The organism is Vreelandella janggokensis, from assembly GCF_031451615.1.
Classification (GTDB): domain Bacteria; phylum Pseudomonadota; class Gammaproteobacteria; order Pseudomonadales; family Halomonadaceae; genus Vreelandella; species Vreelandella janggokensis.
The window spans coordinates 890,570-913,198 of sequence record NZ_JARWAJ010000001.1 but is presented as its reverse complement, the minus strand read 5'-3'; the positions used below and the strand labels follow the sequence as shown (position 1 = coordinate 913,198).

Below are 22,629 nucleotides of genomic sequence, written 5' to 3'. Positions count from 1 at the left end.
TTGCTGATCTCACCGTGTTACTCATCTTCGTCCGGAGCGGCCGGATCTTGTGCAGGCAACCGCACATTTCGCGATGGTACGACGGTTGAGATCGCATGTTTATAAACCATCTGGCTGACGGTATTGCGCAACAAGATGACAAACTGGTCAAACGATTCAATCTGGCCCTGCAGCTTAATGCCGTTGACCAGGAAGATAGAGACCGGAATACGCTCCTTGCGCAAAATATTCAGGTACGGGTCTTGAAGGGACTGCCCTTTGGACATGTTGCTCTCCCTAAAACTGTCGTTGGGGGTTAATTATGGATGGCGTGCCCAACTGGTGCTACGCCGATATCTTGTTGGCCAAAGGCCTGCTCGCTCGGCCACTCGAAATCATGACTTACGAACCTCATATCTTACGCTAAGCACCGCTTCCGCGCACGATTTTCAGCACCTTGTCCAATGAGTTAGGCTGCAAAGTATCGATCCAATGCAGTGACGGCCAACGCCTCAGCCAAGTAATCTGCCGCTTGGCGAGCTGTCGAGTGGCGATAATACCGCGCTCGCGCAGCATTGCATCATCATAACGGCCTTCCAGATATTCCCAAACCTGCCGGTATCCAACGCTTTTAATCGCGGGCAAATCACCATGCAGGTCATAACGTTGTTTGAGGGCGGCGACCTCATCTATCAAGCCCTCTGCCAACATCATTTCAAACCGTTGCGCGATGCGCTGGTGCAATATCGCCCGATCTGCTGGCAATAGCCCTATCGACAACACCCGCCATGGAAAGGTTTCCGGTTGCTGTTCAGCCCACAATGCGCTCATCGGACGCCCACTTGCGTAATACACTTCCAGAGCACGCATGAGGCGCTGCGGATCGTTGGGATGGATACGCTGCGCCGAAGGCGGGTCAACCTGCGCCAATGTTTGATGCAGGGCTGAAAGCCCTTCTGCCTGCCACCTCGCCCCTAGTTCTTTTCGAATGGAAGCATCTGCCGGGGGCAGATTGGCGACACCTTCGAGCAAGTGCTTGTAGTAAAGCATGGTACCGCCTACCAGCAACGGCACCTGGCCCGCCGCGCTGATTTGTCGCATCTCATCAAGCGCATCGCAGCGAAAATCGGCGGCTGAATAAGGCTCGGCCGGGTCACGAATATCGATTAATCGGTGAGGCGCGCGAGCAAGCTCATCCACACTGGGCTTGGCACTGCCGATATCGAGGCCACGATACACCATCGCCGAATCAACACTGATCAACTGATGACCCAGCCGCTCATGCAACGCGATTGCCGTATCCGTTTTTCCGGCGGCGGTCGGACCCATTAAAAAAATTGCCCAAGGGCGTGTATCAGCCATTCGCTGGTAAAACTCCGCTGACCCTACCTGATTCCAACATAACCGTTACTGACCGCGCATGAATAGCCTATCGAGGGCTTTCATATCCATTTGCGTCCAGGTCGGGCGACCATGATTGCACTGGTCGCTGCGCTCGGTGCGTTCCATATCGCGCAACAGTGCATTCATTTCATCCAGCGTCAGACGCCGATTGGCGCGTACGCTCCCATGGCATGCCATGGTCGATAACAGTTCGTGTATGCGCGCTTCGACCTGGTGCGTGCGCCCGAAGCGAGCCAGTTCTTCCAGCATTTCACGAACCAGTGTCTCGGGATCTGCCTGCGCAAGCATGGCCGGAAGCTGGCGTACCAGCAGGGTTTCAGGACCCGCCACATCCAGCTCTACGCCCAGTTTAGCGATCGCATCACGTTCACTTTCCACGGTAGCCACTTCGCTGCGGCTGGCGGCCAGTGACACGGGCACGAGTAATGGCTGCGTGTCGACCCCCTGTGACGCCGCCAACTGATTTTTCATTCGCTCGTAGACGATGCGCTCGTGAGCGGCATGCATGTCCACCAACACCAGGCCATGGACATTCTGGGCCAGAATATAAACCCCATGAAGCTGCCCCAGAGCAAACCCCAGCGGCGGTGCGCTGGTGGGGTCACTCTGCGGCATCACCAGCGGCGCTTCGCGCACGTCGCCCTGCGTCTCGCCAAATGGGCCTTCATGGGCAGTCGACTGGGGCGTCAGCAGTGTCTCTTCATGGTCGGGGTGCAATGCCTGATAACCCTGCATGAAACGGCGCACTCGTTCGCCACCCGGGTGACGATCAGCTGACGGTGCGGCTGAAGGTGAAAGCGCCATACCCTGCTGTTGCCAGCGGGCAGGCTCGCCCGGGGTCTCCAAAGAGGCCGTGGGCTGTGACGGCGACACAGCATTGACATCCTCGGCGTTGGGCCGGGCGTCTGCCAGGCTGTGATGCAGGCTTGAATAAAGAAAGTCGTGCACCATGCGACCATCGCGGAAACGTACCTCGTGCTTGGTAGGATGCACATTGACATCCACCACATCTGGATCAAGCGTCAAGTAAAGGACGAAGACCGGGTGGCGCCCATTGTAAAGAACATCGCGGTAGGCTTGGCGAACGGCATGGGCGACCAACCGGTCGCGCACCACACGGCCGTTAACAAAAAAGTATTGTTGATCTGCCTGGGCGCGTGAATGGGTGGGCAAGCCCACCCAACCACTCAGACGAAGCGCACCGGCTTCGCGCTCAATGTAACGCGCATGCTCAATAAAATTATTGCCGAGCAGCGAGGCAATACGCCGCTCACGGGCCGCTTCCGTATCGCCTGGTGGTAGTTGATGGACCACTTTTTGATTATGCCGCAGGGTCCAGGCAATGTCGTAGCGCGATAAAGCCTGGCGGCGGAAGGCTTCCTCAACGTGAGCAAATTCGGTTTTTTCGGTACGCAGAAATTTACGCCGCGCGGGGGTATTAAAAAACAGGTCGCGCACTGACACGCTAGTGCCTCGAGGATGAGGCGCTGGCGTCACGCGTGTTTCCATGCCGCGCCCCTCAGCCACCACGCGCCACCCCTGTCGCGGGTCGTCCAGCGCATTGGACACCAGTTCCAGGCGCGATACCGAACTGATTGACGCCAGTGCTTCACCGCGAAAACCCAGTGAGCTGACGCCTTCCAGATCTTCCAGACTATCGATCTTGCTGGTGGCATGGCGGGCGAGCGCCAGCGGCAAATCCTGCTCACCAATGCCAATACCGTCGTCGCGGATCTTGATAAGCCGCGCACCGCCCGCTTCAATATCGACTTCGATACGCTGGCTGCCTGCGTCGATGGCATTTTCGATCAGTTCCTTGGTCACCGAAGCCGGTCGCTCGACCACTTCCCCCGCGGCAATCTGGTTCGCCAACCGCGGGTCCAGTACGTGTATACGTGGCATAGCGGACGTCGTTTCAGTCAATACAACACCTCATGAACTGGGAATACGCAATACTTGGCCCACCCGGATAACATCTCCGTTGAGGTCGTTCGCCTGCTTTAACTGGTTCACGGGCACACCGTGGCGCACTGCAATCGCCGAGAGCGTATCGCCGGACTGAATACGGTATTCATCGCCACCTGGGCGGCGTTGATTATCCCGCTGCCAAGCCAGCAGGCTGGCGGGCGGTGGATAACGCTCAAAATGGCTCTTCAGGCCGCCAAAAATAGCCTCGGCAACCCCCTGCTGGTGTACAGGATCGCGTAAGCGTCGCTCTTCTTCCGGGTTGGATATAAAGCCCGTTTCAATCAGCAATGACGGTATATCGGGCGACTTGAGCACCATGAAGCCAGCCTGCTCAACCCGGGACTTATGCAACCGGTTCACCCGGCCCAGTTGGTCAAGCACCTGACCGCCGATTGACAGAGAATCGTTGAGCGTCGCTGTCATGGTTAAATCCAGCAATACGCCCCGCAACACCTGATCTTTATCGCGTAGAGACAGGTTGCCATCCACCCCACCAATCAGGTCGGAGCGGTTTTCGCTGTCGGCCAGCCACTGCGCCGTTTCTGATGTTGCCCCGCGCTGGGAAAGCGCATATACCGAGCTTCCCTGTGGGCGTGGGCTGGTGAAGGCATCGGCGTGAATCGAGACAAAAAAGTCGGCTTTCTGTTCACGGGCAAGCTGGGTTCGCTGGCGCAGCCCAAGGTAATAGTCGCCGTCGCGAATCAACACCGCTTTAAAACCTTCAGTCGCATTGATGATATTGGCCAAGCGTTGACTAATATCGAGTACGACGTCTTTTTCACGGGTACCTGATGGACCGATTGCCCCTGGGTCTTCACCGCCATGGCCTGCATCCACGGCGATAATAATATCGCGCCTCGGGTGAGGCTTGGCCTGCTCGGACGAACGCGATGTCGGCTCAGTTGCCTGCTGATCACTGCCTGCTCGCACCTGGGCACCCGCTCGTTGCGCTTGAATCTCCTGCTCGCGAATCATTGCCTCGATTGGGTCGATAGGGTTTTCCACGGCACTTTCGCCAGGATATTCCAGATCGACCACAAGCCGGTGCCCGTACTGGTCGTTGGGTGTCAGGGTAAAGTGGCGCGGCTCGACTTCACGATTGAGCTCAAGGACGACGCGTAATCCATTACCTTCTCGCGTACCGGTGCGCAACGCGCTGATGGCGCTGTCTTCAAGCGACAGGCTATCAGGGTCGGCTTCTAGCTGGCTGTTTTCCAGATCAATCACCAGACGTGCAGGATCATCCAGAGAAAATACGTCAGCCGATGTTGCGCCCGAAAGGTCAAAAACCAGGCGCGCATGATCGGGCGCCGCCCAGAGCCTCATGCCCTCGACGGTGGCCGCCTGAAGCGACGTCCATAGACCCGCCGATATGACCGCTACAATACTCAGCGCCAACTGGCGCAATGCCAATACTTTCATCACCTTTGCATGGATACCCATCGCGCTTATGACCATTGAAATACACCGCCCTGCTGGGGACAGACAGACAAACGATCACCTAACTTGGCCAACACCTTTTCGCCGAAGTCGCTACCGGCACTTAGCCGGGCTCTACGCCCAGGCTCGTCAACTGCCAACTGCAGGCAAATATCCGCCGCTGGCAGCCAGCCCTCGCCACGGCTCGGCCATTCAATCAAGCACAGCGCGTCATCTGCCAATACGTCACGTCCGCCGATAAATTCGAGTTCCTCAGGGTCGGACAAGCGATATAGATCCAGATGATAAAGCCGCATGCTGGCCAATTCATAAGGTTCGATTAGCGTGTATGTAGGGCTTTTAACCGCCCCCTGATAGCCGTAAGCCCGCAATACACCGCGGGTCAGTGTCGTTTTCCCCGCTCCCAAGTCGCCTTCCAGATAAATACGCCCGCGTCCTTGCAATACGCTACCCAGGGCTTCACCGAAGGCTACCTGAGCTTGTTCATTATCCAGTTGCACCTGCATTTGGGCTGCCTTCACGGGTTAATTAATTCTCGCGCATAGGATGCCAGATCGCTCGCCAGCAAGCCACGCTCGCCGAACGCTGCCGCCGCTCGATCTGCCGCCAAGGCATGCACCAGGGTACCTAGCCAGGCACTGGTTTCGACATCGCCCCGCTGGGCAATTAGCGCGCCGAGCATCCCACTGAGCGCATCGCCCATGCCGCCACTGGCCATGCCAGGATTGCCGTAGGGACATACCATCAAGCCACCAGGGCCTGCCACCAGACTGCCCGCGCCTTTGAGTATCACCACGCCCCCCCGCGCACGCTGAAGCGCCTGAGCGGCGGCGGGCCGGTCAGCCTGAACGTCCTCCACCGAGCAGCCCAGTAAACGGGCTGCCTCACCCGGATGGGGGGTGAGCACCCAATCATCACGGCGTAAATCAGGCCAGTGACTGGCCAGCAAGGTTAACCCATCGGCATCCACGACCAGCGGCACAGTTGCCTGCAAGGCACTTTGCAGGATGGCCTGCCCCCATGCGGCCTGGCCAAGCCCGGGCCCAACCACCACGGCATCCGCCTGCTGAGGCAGCTCAATGGCCTCGGCACCACCCCGTATCGCATGTGCCATGACTTCCGGGCAGCGCACCAAACTGGCGGTAATATGCTCAGCAGCCGTTGCCAGACTGACTTTGCCTGCCCCCAGACGCGCCGCGGCCTGGGACGCCAGCAACGCGGCACCGCCAAAGCCAGGCGCGCCCCCCATGACCAATACATAACCCATACGGCCTTTGTGACTGGTCCGCGAGCGCGGTCTGAACGCTTCGCTGAGCATGTCGTCGTCAAGGCGCCAGGCGGTGGGGGGAATATCAAAAAATGCCTGGGCCTTGACACTCAGCGGACGGAAGTCGATTTCGCCCGTGTAAGCAGGGGCTTCACCGGTGTGCAGGCCGATCTTGTCGCCGATAAATGTTACGGTGCAAGCGGCTTCCACCGCCACACCAAGTACCGCACCCGTATCGGCTGCCAGCCCTGACGGAATATCAATCGATAACACCGGCTGGGAGGCTGCATTGATCAGCTCGATAGCTCGCTGATAGCGACCCGACACCTCGCCGTTCAAACCAGTTCCCAGCAGTGCATCGACAATCACTTCACCCGACAACACCGTCGCGGGGTGCCACTCCTCGCAACTCACTCCGGCTTGACTGGCGAGTTGCGCGGCACGAAAGGCATCGTCCTTCAGCTCATTCAACGGCTTCAGCGAAATGCGTTGGACCTTAAGCCCCGACTGCATCGCCAGGGCCGCCAGCACGTGGCCATCACCGCCATTATTACCGCTGCCACATAGCACCGTGACGCTACGTGCCTGGGGCCAACGGGAGCGGAAACTGTGCCAAGCACTCGATGCCGCGCGCTGCATCAAGGCAAACCCATCGATTCCTCCGGCAATGGTACGCCGATCCAGCTCGCGTACTTGAGCGGCTTTATAAAGAGGGCGTAACGTAGACGTTGTTAAGCGAGACACGATCTCTCCTTTCACATGTTGTGACGGCCAGCAATGCGTTAGCATAGCGCGGCTGACGCCTGACCGTTGAGTATCAACGCCCAATTTTCTCTGGCTTTTCTTTTTTTTGCGACGAAGCGGCGTTCCCCATGCTTTCAGACGATACCCTTGCCGATCTTGCAGAACTCATCAAAACCTGGGGGCGTGAGCTCGGCTTCCAGCAGGTAGGCATTACCGACACCCACCTGGAGGCCCATGAAGCGCACCTCAACACCTGGCTGGACAAAGGGTACCACGGTGAAATGGGCTTCATGGCCAAGCACGGCACTAAACGCACCCGCCCGGCGGAGCTAGAGCCCGGCACGCAGCGGGTCATCAGCGTGCGCATGGATTACCTGCCTGCCGAGGTAGAAAGCACCAAGGTCCTCGGCCAACCCCGTCGTGCCTATGTGTCGCGCTATGCCCTAGGCCGGGACTATCACAAATTGATGCGTAAGCGCCTGGCACAGTTAGCGAAGCAGATTGAGCACGAGGTCGGTGCGTTTGGCTACCGGGCCTTTGTCGATTCTGCACCGGTCATGGAACGGGCGCTGGCTCAGAAAGCCGGCCTGGGCTGGTTCGGCAAGAACGCCATGCTGCTCAACCCCAAGGCCGGCTCGCTGTTTTTCCTGGGCGAGCTGTACACTGACCTGCCACTGCCTGTCGACGCCCCCTTTGAAGAAGAACACTGCGGCAGTTGCAACGCCTGTCGCACCGCCTGCCCAACAGGGGCCATCGTCGATGATAAAGTCGTCGATTCACGCAAGTGCATTTCGTATCTGACCATTGAACTCCACGGCGCCATTCCGGTGGAATATCGCCGCGCCATGGGCAACCGCATTTATGGCTGCGACGACTGCCAACTGGTATGCCCCTTCACACGCTTTACCCGCGCGACCCAGGAAGACGATTTCGCACCGCGCCATGATCTTGACCGCGCGTCGCTTGTTCGCCTTTTCACCTGGGGGGAAGAAGAATTTCTCGCCAAGACAGCCGGCAGTCCCATTCGGCGCATTGGCTACGAGCGCTGGCTACGCAATATCGCCGTGGGCCTGGGCAACGCGCCCTGGAGCGAAGCCGTCGAGGCCGCACTTTGGGCACGCAGAGCCTTTCCAAGCGAACTGGTACGTGAACACGTTGCCTGGGCACTCGAGGAGCAGCGTTTCAAGCGCGAAACGCGCATTGCCACCGCCGCTTCTTAGTTGTTACGTATATCTATTCCTCTTCGTCGCTATGGGTCTCAAGACGCAAAAACGTGTTGCGATAATGGGAAAGTTCGGCAATCGACTCTTTAATATCGTCCATTGCCAGGTGGACATTTTGCTTCTTGAACCCGACAAGTGCGCCAGGGTTCCAGCGTTTGGCGAGCTCCTTCACGGTGGATACATCCAGGTTGCGGTAGTGGAAAAACGCCCATAGCGCGGGCATTTCACGCTCCAGAAAACGCCGGTCCTGGTGGATGCTGTTGCCGCACATGGGCGAGGAACCCGGGGTAACGTACTGGCGCAGGAAGTCCAGAGTCTGCTGCTCGGCGTCAGCCGTTTCCACCGTGCTGGCTTTCACGCGAGCGACCAACCCCGAATCACCGTGGGTCTTTTGATTCCAGTCATCCATCTGCGCCAGCAGGCTATCGGGCTGCTTGACGGCGATCACCGGCCCTTCCGCCACGACGTTCAAGTAGGCATCGGTCACCAGGGTGGCCACTTCGATAATGCGCTCCTTGTCAGGGTCCAGACCGGTCATCTCCAGATCAATCCAGACCAGCCGGTCATCACGCGGTGCATTATGTTCGCTCATCGTGCTCTCCAAAATGGTGGGTCATTCAAGTTACCCTGCGCCAGTTAACAGGTACAATAAACCCATTGTACCGAGCATCGGGTGGTCATGAGCAAACGTAAATTAAGCCGTCAACAGCGTTGGCGGGTCGAGAAGGTTCAGGCAGAGCGTGCCCAGCGCGCTGAAAAACGCGATACACAGGATGCCGAGAAGCTTGCCGCTGGCGAATACGGTGCCGAACAGCCGGGTCGCGTGATGGCGCATTTTGGGCGCACGCTAGAAGTGCGTAATGCCGATGGTGTGCCTGTGCGTTGCCACTTGCGTGCCAACCTGGACGGATTGGTAACCGGTGACCGGGTCATCTGGCGGGCAGGCCAGGAAGGCTCCGGGGTGGTGGTGGCCCGCGACGAACGTGCAAGCGTCCTCAAGCGCCCTGATGCGCGCGGCCAGCTCAAACCAGTGGCCGCTAATATTGACCAGATACTCATCGTGTTTGCCGCCGAACCCGCCCCTCACCCCAATTTGATCGACCGTTACCTGGTCGCTGCCGAAGCCACTGGTATCGCACCGGTACTGGTGCTCAATAAAACCGATCTACTGCCGAACGATGGTGGCGAGTTGGGTCAGTTATTGGAACGCTACCGCGATTTGGGTTACACCGTGGTGCGCACGACCACCGCGACAGATTCAGGATGGGATGCGTTGCGCCGCCAGCTTGAAGGACGCACATCCGTATTCGTCGGCCAGAGCGGCGTAGGCAAGTCATCGCTCATTGATCTGCTGCTACCCGATGAAACCCTGCGCATCGGGGCGCTGTCCGAGGATTCACGTAAAGGCACCCATACGACGACAACGGCACGGCTTTATGCCATGCGCACGGATGAAGTCATTGACGGTGAATTGATCGACTCGCCCGGGATTCGTGAATTTGGCCTGATTCATCTTGATGAACAGGCGGTTACCGACGGTTTCATTGAGTTCCGGCCGTTTATCGGCCACTGTCGGTTTCGCGACTGCCGCCATCGTGCTGAGCCCGGTTGTGCTTTACTTGAAGCGGTCGAGGCAGGCAACATCCATCCAGAACGATTTGCCAGCTACAGGCGGATTGTTGATAGCCTGAACGCTGAACCCATAAGGAGTCGCCCATGAGCACCGAGAGTCATTCGTCTGAAACCAATGTGCTACCGCTGATTGTTGAGCCCGAGCAGCTTCAGGCGAACCTGGACGACCCTCAGCTGCTCATCATCGACGTGCCGGTAAACCCCGACAGTTATCGTCAGGGCCATGTGCCAGGCGCTATTTTCCTCGATTTTCGCTATTTGATGCGCGGTGAAGGGCCTGTTCCCAGTGACGTTCCCAGCATTGAGGCGCTTTCGCGGCTGTTCAGCGCGCTCGGCCTTACCCGCGATATCCATGTCGTTGCCTACGACGACGAGGGCGGCGGCTGGGCGGCCCGACTACTTTGGACGCTGGAGCTGATCGGGCATACCCGATATTCCTATCTGAACGGCGGCATACACGCCTGGCGCGATGAAGGGCTTGAAGAAAGCACCGAGCCCTCGGCACCGACACCCAGCGATTATCGGGCCGAAATCCTTAATCCCCAGGCACTGATTACCTGCGACGAGATCAAACAGAAGCTCGACGATAAACAGTTTGCCATCTGGGATGCACGGTCGACCGCCGAATACGACGGCGAGAAGGGTAATAATAAGCACCTGGGACATATTCCGGGGGCAGTCAACATGGATTGGCTGAACGTCATGGATCGCCACCGGGCACTGCGCATTCGCGATTACGCCGAACTGGTTACCGAGCTGGATGCCCTCGGCCTGACCCCTGAAATGGAAATCGCCACCCACTGCCAGAGCCACCACCGCAGCAGCTTTACCTGGCTGGTCGGCAAGGCGCTGGGCTTCAATATGCGCGGCTATGCGGGCTCCTGGGGCGAATGGGGCAACCGCGACGACACGCCGATCGAGAAGTGAAGATATTATCGTGACCCTTTACCAAAAAGCCTTTTCGCTGATTCAGTACCCATTGCCCCACCACGCACTTTCGCGCCTGACCGGCCTGTTTGCCCAGTGTGATAACCCCTGGGTGAAAAACACTCTGATCAACGCCTTTATCAAGCGCTTTAACGTGGATATGAGCCAGGCACTGGAACCTGAACCAACGGCCTACGCCACTTTCAACGACTTTTTTACTCGGGCGCTCAAGGCCGATGCCCGTCCGATTCACGAGGGTATCATCAGCCCTGCCGACGGCACCGTATCCCAGTATGGCCGCCTCCAGGCCGGCCAACTGGTGCAGGCCAAGGGGCATACCTACTCTGCGCAAACCCTGCTCGGCGGCGATACGGAACTGGCAGAAGAATTTCTCGGCGGCAGCTTTGCGACGGTGTATCTTTCGCCAAAGGACTACCACCGGGTGCATATGCCGGTCACCGGCACACTGCGGGAAATGATCTACGTCCCCGGGAGGCTGTTCTCTGTCAACCAGGCCACGGCCAACTATGTGCCGGGGCTATTCGCCCGTAACGAGCGCCTGGTGTGCATCTTTGATACCGAGCAGGGGCCGATGGCCATGGTGCTGGTGGGCGCCATGATCGTCGCGGCGATCGAAACCGTCTGGTCGGGACAGGTTACGCCACTTTCCGGCTATCCTCAGCGCATGCCGTTTGGCCAACCGATCACCCTGGAAAAAGGCGCTGAAATGGGGCGCTTCAAGCTCGGCTCCACGGTGGTGATGTGCTTTGCCAAACCGGTTAGTTTCACAGAGCGGCCCCTCGCCTCGATGGTCAGCATGGGAGAGTCGCTTGGATGTTATTGATGGTTCATCCCGGTGATAGTTAGCAATTGGGCGTCGAAAACGTCAGCACGTCTTCCAGGCGTGCTTTTCCAAGCGCCAGTTGAACCAGACGGTCAATGCCCAGCGCCACCCCTGCCCCATCCGGCATGCCATGCTCAAGGGCGTCCAGCAGCCGTTCATCCACGTCCACTTCGGGCAACCCCAAGCGGCGGCGCTCGGCGTTATCTTCAATAAAGCGGGCACGCTGCTCAGCCGCATCGGTCAGTTCATCGTAACCGTTGGCCAATTCCGTGCCGTTTAGATAAAGCTCAAAGCGTGAGGCAACCCACTCACCGTCCGTGTCTTGATGGCGGCGTGCCAGCGCCGCCTGGCTTGCCGGGTAATCCACCACCACACTTAGTTCGTTGCGCCCTAATTGCGGTTCGATCACCAGCCCCATCAACAAATCGAGGCACGTATCGCGCCCCTCGTTTGCCATCGCCCCGGCTGGCATCTGACCGCGCTCAGCCGCAAGCCTGCGCAATGCCTCAAGAGACGTCGTGAACGGGTCGACCGCTAGATAGGTATGAAACAGCTGACGATAGCGGTAATGCACCACCGGCCCATGAAAACTGGGCAGAATATTGGCGACCAGGGTGGTCGTTTCGTCGATCAGATCTGCCAAGGTGAATCCTGGGCGGTACCATTCCAGCATGGTGAATTCGAGGTTGTGACGAGCGCCCACTTCACCATCGCGGAAGCTTCTTGCCAGCTGAAAAATGGGCCCGCTACCCGCTGCAAGCAGTCGCTTCATATGAAATTCCGGCGAGGTTTGCAGCCACAGCTTACGCTGGCCTTTATCCGTACGCGCCATCGTTGAAAGCGAAACCAGGTGGACATCGGTACTCCCCCCCTGACCCAACACCGGCGTTTCCACCTCCAGCACATCGCGCGCAGCAAAAAAACGTCGCACGCTCGCCAGTAAACGGGCTCGCTCACGCAGCGTCTCGATGGTGGCCGTCGGTCGCCAACTTTCTGTCATTGGCCTTACTCCCAAAATACAAAGCCACGCCCTGGGGCGTGGCTGTCACTATATCGCGTTCCTGGCGCCTTTTTAGCAGCCTGTCGGGCTTGACCGATCGTCGCGAGAATCACGGATTTTGAGCCAAATTTATCGATCGATTGAGGCGAATAGCGCGCTATTTAACGAAACCGATCGAATAAAGTTGGCAAAATACCGGGATTCGCAGTAGATCAGTGTTAAGTCCGACAGGCTGCTAGGCCCGCGAGACGTATTCTCCACTGCGCGTATCAATCTTGAGGACTTCCCCTTCATTGATAAACAGCGGCACACGCACTACGGCACCGGAAGACAAGGTGGCAGGCTTGGAACCACCCTGGGCAGTATCGCCTTTCAACCCCGGGTCGGTTTCGACCACCTCAAGCTCGATGAAATTCGGCGGTGCTACGTGAATGGCGTTATCGTTCCACAAGGTAACGGTATAAGGCACCTGCTCCTTCAACCACTTTTCGGTCTCGCCGAGCGCTTTCTTTTCCACCGCATACTGTTCAAAGGAGCCGTCGGTTTTCATGAAGTACCACATTTCGCTATCGTTATAGAGATACTCCATCTCCAGTTCCATGACGTCGGCACCCTCTAACGAATCACCCGACTTAAAGGTCCGCTCCCCCACGCGACCGGTCATCAGGTTACGTAGCTTGACGCGGTTAAAGGCTTGGCCCTTGCCCGGCTTGACCAGCTCGTTCTCTATGATCGAGCAAGGATCACCGTCGAGCATTACTTTCAAACCGCCCTTGAATTCGTTGGTAGAATAGTTCGCCATATTGCCTCTCAATGATGCATGTCAGTAACGTGATGAGCGAAGGACCGCTTCGACTCTAATGATATTGGTTCAATAAGTGCGCGCATGATAACCCGAAGGAGGGCTTTTTTGCAGGAGAACATCATTATCGCCGACAAGTGCCCCACGACCCAAATAGCGTCTTGGCAGCAGCAGCTCTCGCAGGCGATTCGCGACCCCGCCATTCTTTGTCAACAGCTTGCGTTGAGCGATGAATGGTTGCCAGGTGCTCGAACGGGGCATCAACTCTTTGATATCTGTGTGCCCGCCGCCTATTTGTCGCGCATTACCCCCGGCGACCCTCATGATCCACTGCTGCGTCAGGTGCTACCGCTCGACGACGAGGCCCTGACACCGCCAAACTACGTCACGGACCCCCTCGAGGAGGCGGATCATCAGCCCGTCAAAGGGCTGATTCACAAGTATGCGGGCCGCGTGTTGCTGATCGCCAGCCCTAACTGTGCCATCAACTGCCGCTACTGCTTTCGCCGCCATTTCCCCTACAGCGAGAATTCGCCCTCCAGGGCTCAGTGGCAGGAAGCCCTCGACTACCTGCGCGCCGACACCTCCATTCACGAGGCGATTCTCTCAGGCGGTGATCCGCTTGCGGCCAATGACCGCCAACTGGCCTGGCTGGTCGAGCAGCTTGAAGGCATTTCACACCTGAAGCGGCTACGTATTCACACACGTCTGCCCGTGGTAATTCCCGACCGTGTTGATGATGCTCTGATTGGCTGGCTAGCCTCAACTCGCCTGCAAAAAGTCGTGGTGCTGCATATCAACCACGCCAACGAGATCGACCAGGCAGTGGTCGACGCCTGCGCGCGGCTTAAACAAGCCGGAGTAACGCTACTCAACCAGAGTGTCCTGCTACGGGGTATTAACGACGGCGTAACAACCCTAGCCACACTGTCGGAACGGCTATTTGAAGCAGGCATTCTGCCCTACTACTTGCACGTACTGGATCCCGTGCAGGGCGCTGCACATTTTGATGTCCCGGATGAAGAAGCCCGCAAGCTTGTAGCTTCACTTCGCGACCTGTTGCCGGGGTTCTTGATGCCGCGGCTGGTGCGGGAAATTCCCGGCGAGGGGAGCAAGACACCGCTTTAACGCCTAAGCGGCTCAAATCAGTGCAGCAGCCAGCACTTGTGCACCATTAACGCGCGCACATCGAGGCGATCCTTCTGACGCTCTAGCGGCGTCTGCACTGTAATTATCTGAAAAGAAAAGGCTTAAACTGGATCGGCAACAATTTTGCTTTGTGTCTAGGCGTAACAAACGGGGTATTGGCGGCTAACGCTGCCCAACAATTGAGTTTCCAATAGATCGCTAGGGTTCCGACACCATCAACGTATAACCCCTGATGGCTGTGGCTGGTCCGAGAGCAATCGACCTCACGCTTTAGCGTAGGGTTACACGGCGGGACAAAAGCCCGGGAGGATAAGGTGCAGTGATGCGCCGATGCCCCCGAGTTTTCCCTTAGCCGCTGGAGGCTGCCATGACCCTTGCCAATCGTAACGCCCTCAAAAATTTCTCCCTCGCCCCCTTATCTGCCGCGCTACTGGCATCAACGCTTGCCATTACACCTGCCCAGGCGCAGGAACGCGATGAATTCAGCGTTTGCTGGTCGATCTATGCCGGCTGGATGCCCTGGGCCTACGCCGACGTTGAAGGCGTGGTCGACAAATGGGCCGACAAGTACGGCATCAGCATCGATGTGGTGCAGGTGAACGACTACGTCGAGTCCATCAACCAGTATACATCGGGCAATGTCGATGGTTGCGCCATGACGAATATGGATGCCCTCACGCTTCCGGCTGCCAGCGGCGTCGACTCCACTGCGTTAATCGTCGGTGACTATTCCAATGGCAACGATGGCATTGTACTGAAAGACAATGACGACCTCGCGGATATCGAGGGCCTTGAGGTCAATCTTGTCCAGTTCAGCGTGTCACATTACTTATTGGCTCGCGCATTGGAAAGCATTGGCTTGACAGAGCGTGACATCGAAACCGTCAACAGCTCTGATGCTGACATTGTCGGTCTATTTTCGAGCGAATCCACTGAAGCCGTCACCACCTGGAACCCTCAACTCAGTGCGATTGCCGAGATGCCGGATGCCAATGTGGTGTACACCTCCGCCGAAATTCCCGGCGAAATTCTTGATCTCATGGTCGTGAATACTCAAACCCTTGCTGATAACCCGGAATTAGGCCACGCACTGGTAGGGGCCTGGTACGAAGTCATGGAGGTAATGGCTAACGAAGATGAAGACGCGCTAACGCTAATGGCAGATGCTGCAGGCACTGACCTTGAAGGGTATCGGGAGCAACTAGCCGCGACATATCTTTATACCGACCCAGCCGAAGCCCTCGAATTGATTGAAAGCCCTGACCTGCTCGAGACCATGGAACGGGTCGCCGAATTCAGCTTTGAACACGGTCTGCTCGGCGACATGGCACCCAATGCAGGCGTCGTCGGCATCGAAACCCCCAGCGGTGTGTTTGGCGATGAAAGCAATGTGCGACTGCGCTTCGATCCAAGCTTCACTCAAGCTTATATCGACGCTCAATAATTCGCGCAATGGGAGCGGCGCTCGCCGTTCCCCCTGCTTGCATCTTCTGTGGACACCGCCATGAAGCGATTAATTAACTCAACGCCCTCCAGAGGCGGCCGTTGGCTCCTAGGTCTGCTACCTTTTGTACTGCTGGGGATGCTCTACCTAAGCCTTTCTAATGCAAGGCTTGCGGAAAACCCCAACGACCCCCTACTGCCTACGCCTGCCAAGATGGCGCAGTCATTTCACCACCTGGCCACCGCCGAGAATGCTCGCACCGGTGAAATTTTACTCTGGAGCGATACCCTCGCCAGCCTTGAGCGTATTGTCATTGGCGTAGGCATTAGCGCACTGATCGGCCTGATTGTGGGCATATTAAACGGCGGGCTTCCCCTCGTGCGCGCCAAGCTTTCCCCATTGGTTACCGTTGCTTCGCTGATTCCGCCGATGGCGCTATTGCCCATCCTGTTTATTGCCTTTGGCACTGGTGAAGCCGCCAAAATCGCGCTGATTGTGATTGGCGTCACGCCCTTTCTCATTCGCGACCTTCAGGGTCATGCATTACGTCTACCCGATGAACAACTGATTAAAGCCCAAACTCTGGGCGCCAGTTCTTGGCAAGTATTGCTGAGGGTGCTGCTGCCCCAGCTTACGCCTCGGCTATTAAACGCGACCCGCCTGGCAATGGGCACCGCCTGGCTGTTTTTAATCGCCGCCGAAGCGATTGCCGCCCAGGAAGGGCTTGGTTACCGCATTTTTCTAGTACGCCGCTATCTCTCCATGGACGTCATTTTACCCTATGTCGCCTGGATCACTCTGCTGGCATTTCTGCTTGACCAGCTGCTGGCCTGGGTATCACGCATGGCCTTCCCCTGGTACCACGCAAGTGAAGGAGACAACGCATGAGCCTGCTGGCGGCCAAACGGTTAGAAAAGCATTACGGCAACCATGTTGTCCTTGAGAATCTCAACTTCAGTGTTGAATCCGGCGAGTTTGTCACCCTGGTGGGCGCCTCGGGCTGCGGCAAAACCACCTTCCTAAAAATGCTGCTGGGTACCGAAGCCACCTCGCGGGGTAGCTTGATGCTGGACGACCACCCCATTCCCAACGAGCCAGGCCCCGATCGTGGCGTGGTGTTTCAGAAATACTCGGTGTTCCCTCACCTGACGGTGCTGGGCAACGTGATGATGGCCGATGAGTTGCGCAGCTCTAAATTACTGGGCAAGAGTTTCGGTGCCGCCAGGCGTCGCGGGATTGAAAAAGCCCGCGAGCGTATTGAAGAAGTCGGCCTCGACCAGGCCATGGATAAATACCCGCATGAACTTTCCGGCGGCATGCAGCAGCGTCTGGCCATTGCCCAGGCGCTGATGATGCGGCCACGTATTTTGCTGCTCGATGAGCCCTTCGGCGCGCTAGATCCGGGTATTCGCCAGGATATGCACGTGCTGATCAACCGCCTGTGGCAAGAGCAGCAGTTGACCATCTTCATGATCACCCACGACTTGAAAGAGGCGTTTGAGCTGGGCACCCGGCTCTGGGTCTTCGATAAAACCCGCCACGACCCCCAGGCACCGGAAGCCTATGGCGCCACGATCACCTACGACCTGCCCATATCCCGAGACCGCCCGCCTGAAGCATTGAAGGAAAAACTGCAGCAGGGCGGCCTGCAAACCCACACCCAGGAGACGCTGCTATGAAGCGCGAACCAGACTACACCACCCATTTACCCGGCGGTCATCACTGGTCGCTGCGCCTGCGCCGTGGCACCACCCTGACTCTGACCGCCCAACACGTCGACAGCAACGTAGGGCTTTTGTGCTACAACCCGGAAAACCTGCTCGAGCGTTTAAACCTGCCCGACACGTTAAAGTGCCAGCACACCTTCAAGCTGACCCAGGGCCACTGCCTTTATTCGGACATGGGGCGAATCTTTGCCTCCATCACTCACGACGACCTGGGCTGGCACGACAGCGTGGGCGGCAACCTGATGCCCCGGCATTTACTGGCCAAGGGCTGGCAGCCGGTCAGCTATCAGCAGGGCCACAACGACTGGACCCGCACCGGCTTCGACGCCTTTCTGGTCGAGCTTGCCAAATATGGCCTGGGCCGCCGGGATATGGCCGCCAACCTCAACCTGTTCGCCCGGGTCGAGAGCGACGACGAGGGCAAATTGCGCTACGTGCCGGGCCACTGCCAGCCCGCCCAAAGCGTCACGCTGCGTTTCGAGATGGACACCCTGGTACTGCTGCACACCTGCCCCCACCCCCTCGATCCCAGCCCAGACTACCCCCGCCGCGGCGTCGATATTGCCCTCGGCACCGCCGAGCCGCCCACGGAAGACGACCCCTGCTACCGCTCGCGTCCCGAAAACGCCCGCGGCTTCGCCAATAACCGTCTTTACCACCTCGGCCTGTAAGGGGGAACGAATACCATGATCATTGAAAGCACCCTACGCCCCGAAAATGCCCTGAGCCGCACCACCGTTAACGCGGGCAATCATTACATCGGCACCGTAAAGCGCGGCCAAACCCTGCGTATCCTTGACTTAGAGGGCAATCAGGCCGCCGACACCCTGTTCTTCAGCGCCGACGATACCAGCGAGCGCTACAGCGCCATGGACACGGTGCGCGAACAGGGCGCTGTCTACCTCACCGCAGGCACTACGCTGATGTCCAGCGAAGGACGCGCCATGCTAACCATCAGCGCCGACACCTGCGGCCGTCACGACACCCTGGGCGGCGCCTGCGCCAGCGAAAGCAATACCGTGCGCTACGACCTGGAAAAGCGCCATATGCACTCCTGCCGCGACAACTGGATGCAGGCCATCGCCAATCATCCAGAGTTCGGCCTGACCAAGCGGGATATCACTCACAACATCAATTTCTTCATGAACGTGCCGGTCACCGCCGACGGTGGGCTGACCTTTGAAGACGGCATTTCCGCACCCGGCAAATACGTGGAGATGGTCGCCGAGATGGATGTGATCGTGCTGGTCTCCAACTGCCCCCAGCTCAACAACCCCTGCAACGGCTACAACCCCACGCCCATCGAGCTGTTGGTTTGGGACAGTTGACATAGAGACTGAAGGCCTGGGGACGACCTCAAGCGACTGACTATCCAGCGGGACGACCCGCCCTTGTTTGCAGGCAGTGCCATGTCTATCAATAAAACGTTCAGCAAAGTTTTGATTGCCAATCGCGGCGCCATTGCCGCGCGCATTTTACGTACCCTAAAAATAATGGAGGTGGGCAGCGTGGTGGTTTACGCCGACGCCGACCGTGACGCGCCCTACGTCCACCAGGCTGATGAGGCTTATTCGCTCGGCGAGGGCAGCGCCAGCGAGACCTACCTTGATATCGACAAACTCATCGCCATTGCCAAGCAAAGCGGTGCGCAAGCAGTACACCCTGGCTACGGTTTCCTGTCGGAAAACACCCGCTTTATCGACGCCTGCGACGCTGCAGGGCTGGTGTTCTTGGGCCCCACCACCGAGCAGATAAAACGCTTTGGTTTAAAACATGAAGCCCGCAGCCTGGCCGAGCAAGCCGGTGTGCCGCTGGTGCCGGGCTCAGCGCTCCTTGAAAACGTTGACGAAGCACTCAAAAGCGCCGAGCAGGTCGGCTACCCGGTGATGCTCAAGTCCACCGCCGGTGGCGGTGGGATCGGCATGCAAGTGTGCCAAACCTCCGCCGAGCTCGAGCGCGCCTTTGACTCGGTCAAGGGCCTGGGTGAGCGCAACTTTGGGGATGGCGGCGTGTTTCTGGAAGCCTACATTGCCCGCGCCCGCCATATTGAGGTGCAGCTGTTTGGCGACGGCCTCGGCAATGTCGTGGCCCTGGGCGAACGGGATTGCTCCACCCAGCGCCGCCACCAAAAAGTGCTTGAGGAGTGCCCGGCGCCTAACCTGGCGGAACACGTTCGCCAGGCACTCCACGAAACCGCCGTTCAACTGGGCAGAGCGGTCAACTACCGCAGCGCTGGTACCGTCGAGTTTATTTACGATACCCAGCGCGAGGCATTCTATTTCCTTGAAGTGAACACCCGGCTTCAGGTGGAGCATGGCGTCACCGAGATGGTGTACGGTATTGATATCGTCAAGTGGATGGTAAAACTCGGCGCAGGCAAACTGCCTGATCTTGAGGGACTCACCAAAGATCTCGTCCCCAGCGGCCATGCCGTGCAGGCGCGCTTGTACGCCGAAGACCCTGCGCACGATTTTCGCCCCAGCGCAGGCTTGCTAACGGTGGTCGATTTCCCTCAAGGCGATGGCCTGCGCATCGACCATGCCATAGAAGCCGGGCTTGACATCTCTGCCCTTTTCGACCCCATGCTGGCCAAGGTGATTGTTCACGCCGACGATCGTGGCACTGCTATCGAGCAGTTGGCGGACTCGCTGGATAACGCCAGCGTTTATGGCATTACCACCAACCGCACCTGGCTTGCCCATGTGCTGCGCGCCAATCGTTTTCAGGGTGCCGACCTGGATACCCACTGGCTGACAGCCCTGGATTGGGCGCCGCCCGCCATGGAAGTGCTGGCCCCAGGCACCATGACAACGATTCAGGATTACCCCGGCCGCCAGGGCCACTGGGACGTTGGCGTACCGCCCTCGGGGCCGTTTGACGACTGGTCGTTTCGCCTGGGCAATCGCCTGCTCGACAACCCCAGCGATGCCGCCGGGCTGGAAATCACCCTCACCGGCCCGACGCTGCGCTTTCACCGCGCCACGCAAATCGTGCTGGCGGGTGCCGAGCTGCCTGCCACGCTGGATGGCGAAGCCGTCGCCTTCTGGCAGGTAGTGGATATACCTGCCGGTGCCACCCTGACCCTGGGCAAGGCCGACGCAGGCGCTCGCGCCTACCTGCTGGTACGCGGCGGCATCGATTGCCCGCGCTATTTAGGCTCGCGCAGCACCTTTACCCTGGGCCAGTTTGGCGGCCATGGCGGCCGCGCGCTGCGCAGCGGCGACATGCTCGACTTACCCGCGCTCGCGCCTGCCCCGACGACGCAGCTTGATAAGGCGCTGATCCCCACCTTCGGCCATCGCGATGGCGGGAAGACCTGGCAGGTAGCCGTGCTTTACGGCCCCCACGGCGCGCCGGACTTTTTTACCGATGACGATATCGAGCAATTCTTTGCCCACGAGTGGGAAGTCCACTACAACTCCAGCCGCACCGGCGTGAGGCTGATTGGCCCACGCCCCGAGTGGGCGCGAGCCGACGGCGGCGAGGCGGGCCTGCACCCTTCCAATATCCACGATAACGCCTACGCCTTCGGCACCATCGACTTTACCGGCGATATGCCGGTTATCCTCGGCCCCGATGGCCCCTCGCTGGGCGGCTTTGTGTGCCCCGCCACCGTGTTGCGCGCCGAGCGCTGGAAGCTGGGTCAACTGGCGGCCGGTGACAACATACGCTTTGTGCCGGTGAGTCTGGCCACCGCTCGCACCCTGGAAGAGCGCCAGCTCAACCAGCTGGCGTCTCTCACAGCTGCGCCCGTCGAAGAGATTCAGCCTGAGCGCGACACCCCCATCGTCCGCGACGTACCCGCCGAGCAGGGCGGTGAGCGCATTGTTTACCGACGCGCCGGAGATGATTTCCTGCTGATCGAATTTGGTGCCATGGAACTGGATATCGCCCTGCGCTTTCGGGTGCACGCCTGGATGCTTTGGCTGCAGGAACACTCGCTGGCCGGCCTGCGCGAGTTAACCCCCGGCATCCGCTCGCTGCAGATTCACTACGAGCCCCTGGAACTGACCCTGGATGAACTGCTCGCCCACCTGCAAAACGCCGAGCAGGCCCTGGTCGACGTGGAGTCGCTGGAAGTCGAGTCGAGGGTGGTACACCTGCCGCTCTCCTGGGACGACCCCGCCTGCCAGGAAGCCATCGACAAATACCAGCGCAGCGTACGCCCGGATGCCCCCTGGTGTCCCAGTAACCTCGACTTTATCCGCCGCATCAACGCCCTGGAAAGCGAGCAGCAAGTGCGCGATATCGTTTTCAATGCCCGCTACCTGGTAATGGGCCTGGGGGATGTCTACCTGGGCGCCCCCGTTTCGACCCCGCTTGACCCGCGCCAGCGGCTGGTGACCACCAAGTACAACCCGGCCCGCACCTGGACCGCCGAAAACTCCGTGGGCATCGGCGGCGCCTATCTGTGCGTTTATGGCATGGAAGGCCCTGGCGGCTACCAGTTTGTCGGCCGCACGCTGCAGATGTGGAACCGCTACCGCACCACACAGCACTTTGAAACCCCCTGGCTGCTGCGCTTTTTTGACCAGCTGCGTTTTTTCGAGGTCAGCCACGACGAGCTAACCCAGATTCGCCGCGACTTCCCCCATGGTCGGTATGATTTACCCATTGAGACAACGCGTTTTCGCCTGGCGGATTACCAGGCCGAGATCGACAGGAACGCCGAGGCGATCGAGAGCTTCCGCGCCAAGCGCGAAGCCGCCTTCCAGGCGGAGATGGCCGCCTGGCGGGCCAATGGTCAGTTCACCTTCGAAGATCAGGCCCCGGAAAGCGCCGAAGTCACGGCGCTGGATGACAACGAAATTGGTATCGAAAGCCCCGTCACCGGCAGCCTGTGGAAGTTGCTGGTTGAAGAAGGTGACCAGGTCACGGCTGGCCAGCCGGTGGCCGTGGTGGAATCGATGAAAATGGAAGTCGAGATCACCGCCCACTGCGATGGTCGCGTTGTTCGCCTGCCGCTTGCCGAGGGAGCATCCATCGCCCCTGGGCAGCCGGTTGTGGTGCTCAAGAGTGAGGAAAAGACGTGATACTGACCCACGAACAGCGCTTTAGAGCCTTCCGCCACGGTTTATA

At 58.7% G+C, this 22,629-nt stretch carries 20 protein-coding genes and 1 riboswitch; of the genes, 11 read left to right on the top strand and 9 right to left on the bottom strand.

Annotated features, from left to right (window positions below; translation table 11 throughout):
- Window positions 1–17: 17 nt before the first annotated feature.
- The 6 genes from hfq to QC816_RS04095 form a co-directional block, all read right to left on the bottom strand.
- Window positions 18–266 (bottom strand): RNA chaperone Hfq, encoded by a 249-nt coding sequence (gene hfq, locus QC816_RS04120; RefSeq protein ID WP_066321194.1) that lies wholly within the window; start codon window positions 264–266, stop codon window positions 18–20.
- A gap of 136 nt (window positions 267–402) precedes the next feature.
- Window positions 403–1,341, bottom strand: coding sequence for a tRNA (adenosine(37)-N6)-dimethylallyltransferase MiaA (gene miaA, locus QC816_RS04115; RefSeq protein WP_264823302.1), 939 nt, complete (start codon window positions 1,339–1,341; stop codon window positions 403–405).
- A 45-nt stretch (window positions 1,342–1,386) separates the two neighbouring features.
- Complete coding sequence (gene mutL / locus QC816_RS04110) at window positions 1,387–3,285, bottom strand: DNA mismatch repair endonuclease MutL (RefSeq protein WP_309781110.1); 1,899 nt, start codon at window positions 3,283–3,285, stop codon at window positions 1,387–1,389.
- A gap of 30 nt (window positions 3,286–3,315) precedes the next feature.
- A complete protein-coding gene (locus QC816_RS04105) occupies window positions 3,316–4,794 on the bottom strand; it encodes an N-acetylmuramoyl-L-alanine amidase (protein WP_422823542.1) in 1,479 nt (492 codons plus the stop codon).
- Window positions 4,795–4,799: 5 nt separating this feature from the next.
- Window positions 4,800–5,297 carry a tRNA (adenosine(37)-N6)-threonylcarbamoyltransferase complex ATPase subunit type 1 TsaE gene (gene tsaE, locus QC816_RS04100; protein WP_085917949.1) on the bottom strand — a complete coding sequence of 166 codons (498 nt, stop codon included), beginning with the start codon at window positions 5,295–5,297 and terminating at the stop codon, window positions 4,800–4,802.
- An 11-nt stretch (window positions 5,298–5,308) separates the two neighbouring features.
- The gene (locus QC816_RS04095) at window positions 5,309–6,802 is read right to left on the bottom strand and encodes an NAD(P)H-hydrate dehydratase (RefSeq protein WP_309781109.1); all 1,494 of its coding nucleotides are present in this window, start codon (window positions 6,800–6,802) and stop codon (window positions 5,309–5,311) included.
- A gap of 128 nt (window positions 6,803–6,930) precedes the next feature.
- On the opposite strand from QC816_RS04095, the gene queG reads away from it, so the two are divergent.
- Entirely contained in the window at window positions 6,931–8,022 is a 1,092-nt protein-coding gene (gene queG, locus QC816_RS04090; protein ID WP_264823305.1) for a tRNA epoxyqueuosine(34) reductase QueG, read from the top strand.
- Window positions 8,023–8,035: 13 nt separating this feature from the next.
- Here queG and orn read toward each other — a convergent pair whose 3' ends face one another.
- The gene (gene orn / locus QC816_RS04085; RefSeq protein ID WP_309781106.1) at window positions 8,036–8,617 is read right to left on the bottom strand and encodes an oligoribonuclease; all 582 of its coding nucleotides are present in this window, start codon (window positions 8,615–8,617) and stop codon (window positions 8,036–8,038) included.
- Between the two features lie 87 nt (window positions 8,618–8,704).
- Between orn and rsgA the strand changes: the two genes are divergently transcribed.
- From rsgA to asd, 3 genes are read left to right on the top strand one after another with little or no spacing between them, the layout of a single operon-like run.
- A complete protein-coding gene (gene rsgA / locus QC816_RS04080) occupies window positions 8,705–9,745 on the top strand; it encodes a small ribosomal subunit biogenesis GTPase RsgA (protein WP_199283491.1) in 1,041 nt (346 codons plus the stop codon).
- On the top strand, window positions 9,742–10,584 hold the full coding sequence (locus QC816_RS04075; RefSeq protein ID WP_199283492.1) for a sulfurtransferase: 843 nt from the start codon (window positions 9,742–9,744) through the stop codon (window positions 10,582–10,584). Before rsgA ends, QC816_RS04075 begins: the two co-directional genes overlap by 4 nt.
- 10 nt (window positions 10,585–10,594) lie before the next feature.
- Complete coding sequence (gene asd / locus QC816_RS04070) at window positions 10,595–11,428, top strand: archaetidylserine decarboxylase (RefSeq protein ID WP_309781101.1); 834 nt, start codon at window positions 10,595–10,597, stop codon at window positions 11,426–11,428.
- Between the two features lie 19 nt (window positions 11,429–11,447).
- Here asd and epmA read toward each other — a convergent pair whose 3' ends face one another.
- A complete protein-coding gene (gene epmA / locus QC816_RS04065) occupies window positions 11,448–12,428 on the bottom strand; it encodes an EF-P lysine aminoacylase EpmA (RefSeq protein ID WP_085917942.1) in 981 nt (326 codons plus the stop codon).
- A 235-nt stretch (window positions 12,429–12,663) separates the two neighbouring features.
- Window positions 12,664–13,230 carry an elongation factor P gene (gene efp / locus QC816_RS04060; RefSeq protein WP_066321208.1) on the bottom strand — a complete coding sequence of 189 codons (567 nt, stop codon included), beginning with the start codon at window positions 13,228–13,230 and terminating at the stop codon, window positions 12,664–12,666.
- A 108-nt stretch (window positions 13,231–13,338) separates the two neighbouring features.
- Here efp and epmB point away from each other — a divergent pair, with 108 nt between their 5' ends.
- The 7 genes from epmB to uca all read left to right on the top strand — a co-directional run bounded on the left by epmB (window position 13,339) and on the right by uca (window position 22,583).
- Window positions 13,339–14,358, top strand: a complete 1,020-nt coding sequence (epmB, locus tag QC816_RS04055; protein WP_309781098.1) for an EF-P beta-lysylation protein EpmB — start codon at window positions 13,339–13,341, stop codon at window positions 14,356–14,358.
- Window positions 14,359–14,566: 208 nt separating this feature from the next.
- A riboswitch (guanidine-I (ykkC/yxkD leader) is annotated at window positions 14,567–14,689 on the top strand.
- A 57-nt stretch (window positions 14,690–14,746) separates the two neighbouring features.
- Complete coding sequence (locus QC816_RS04050) at window positions 14,747–15,823, top strand: putative urea ABC transporter substrate-binding protein (protein ID WP_309781095.1); 1,077 nt, start codon at window positions 14,747–14,749, stop codon at window positions 15,821–15,823.
- Window positions 15,824–15,883: 60 nt separating this feature from the next.
- Window positions 15,884–16,711 carry an ABC transporter permease gene (locus QC816_RS04045; protein ID WP_309781093.1) on the top strand — a complete coding sequence of 276 codons (828 nt, stop codon included), beginning with the start codon at window positions 15,884–15,886 and terminating at the stop codon, window positions 16,709–16,711.
- The gene (locus QC816_RS04040; protein WP_309781091.1) at window positions 16,708–17,502 is read left to right on the top strand and encodes an ABC transporter ATP-binding protein; all 795 of its coding nucleotides are present in this window, start codon (window positions 16,708–16,710) and stop codon (window positions 17,500–17,502) included. The genes QC816_RS04045 and QC816_RS04040 overlap by 4 nt, the downstream gene beginning before the upstream one ends.
- Complete coding sequence (locus QC816_RS04035; protein ID WP_309781089.1) at window positions 17,499–18,221, top strand: urea amidolyase associated protein UAAP1; 723 nt, start codon at window positions 17,499–17,501, stop codon at window positions 18,219–18,221. The genes QC816_RS04040 and QC816_RS04035 overlap by 4 nt, the downstream gene beginning before the upstream one ends.
- A 15-nt stretch (window positions 18,222–18,236) precedes the next feature.
- On the top strand, window positions 18,237–18,878 hold the full coding sequence (locus QC816_RS04030) for an urea amidolyase associated protein UAAP2 (RefSeq protein WP_309781087.1): 642 nt from the start codon (window positions 18,237–18,239) through the stop codon (window positions 18,876–18,878).
- An 81-nt stretch (window positions 18,879–18,959) separates the two neighbouring features.
- Window positions 18,960–22,583, top strand: coding sequence for an urea carboxylase (gene uca / locus QC816_RS04025; RefSeq protein WP_309781084.1), 3,624 nt, complete (start codon window positions 18,960–18,962; stop codon window positions 22,581–22,583).
- Window positions 22,584–22,629 lie beyond the last annotated feature (46 nt).

Coding starts and splice junctions, on each gene's coding strand:
- tsaE (WP_085917949.1), bottom strand. CDS start 5,297: ATGCAGGTGCAACTGGATAATGAACAAGCTCAGGTAGCCTTCGGTGAA.
- miaA (WP_264823302.1), bottom strand. CDS start 1,341: ATGGCTGATACACGCCCTTGGGCAATTTTTTTAATGGGTCCGACCGCC.
- queG (WP_264823305.1), top strand. CDS start 6,931: ATGCTTTCAGACGATACCCTTGCCGATCTTGCAGAACTCATCAAAACC.
- efp (WP_066321208.1), bottom strand. CDS start 13,230: ATGGCGAACTATTCTACCAACGAATTCAAGGGCGGTTTGAAAGTAATG.
- QC816_RS04045 (WP_309781093.1), top strand. CDS start 15,884: ATGAAGCGATTAATTAACTCAACGCCCTCCAGAGGCGGCCGTTGGCTC.
- QC816_RS04050 (WP_309781095.1), top strand. CDS start 14,747: ATGACCCTTGCCAATCGTAACGCCCTCAAAAATTTCTCCCTCGCCCCC.
- QC816_RS04040 (WP_309781091.1), top strand. CDS start 16,708: ATGAGCCTGCTGGCGGCCAAACGGTTAGAAAAGCATTACGGCAACCAT.
- uca (WP_309781084.1), top strand. CDS start 18,960: ATGTCTATCAATAAAACGTTCAGCAAAGTTTTGATTGCCAATCGCGGC.
- orn (WP_309781106.1), bottom strand. CDS start 8,617: ATGAGCGAACATAATGCACCGCGTGATGACCGGCTGGTCTGGATTGAT.
- rsgA (WP_199283491.1), top strand. CDS start 8,705: ATGAGCAAACGTAAATTAAGCCGTCAACAGCGTTGGCGGGTCGAGAAG.
- QC816_RS04105 (WP_422823542.1), bottom strand. CDS start 4,794: ATGGGTATCCATGCAAAGGTGATGAAAGTATTGGCATTGCGCCAGTTG.
- epmA (WP_085917942.1), bottom strand. CDS start 12,428: ATGACAGAAAGTTGGCGACCGACGGCCACCATCGAGACGCTGCGTGAG.
- hfq (WP_066321194.1), bottom strand. CDS start 266: ATGTCCAAAGGGCAGTCCCTTCAAGACCCGTACCTGAATATTTTGCGC.
- QC816_RS04075 (WP_199283492.1), top strand. CDS start 9,742: ATGAGCACCGAGAGTCATTCGTCTGAAACCAATGTGCTACCGCTGATT.
- QC816_RS04030 (WP_309781087.1), top strand. CDS start 18,237: ATGATCATTGAAAGCACCCTACGCCCCGAAAATGCCCTGAGCCGCACC.
- mutL (WP_309781110.1), bottom strand. CDS start 3,285: ATGCCACGTATACACGTACTGGACCCGCGGTTGGCGAACCAGATTGCC.
- QC816_RS04035 (WP_309781089.1), top strand. CDS start 17,499: ATGAAGCGCGAACCAGACTACACCACCCATTTACCCGGCGGTCATCAC.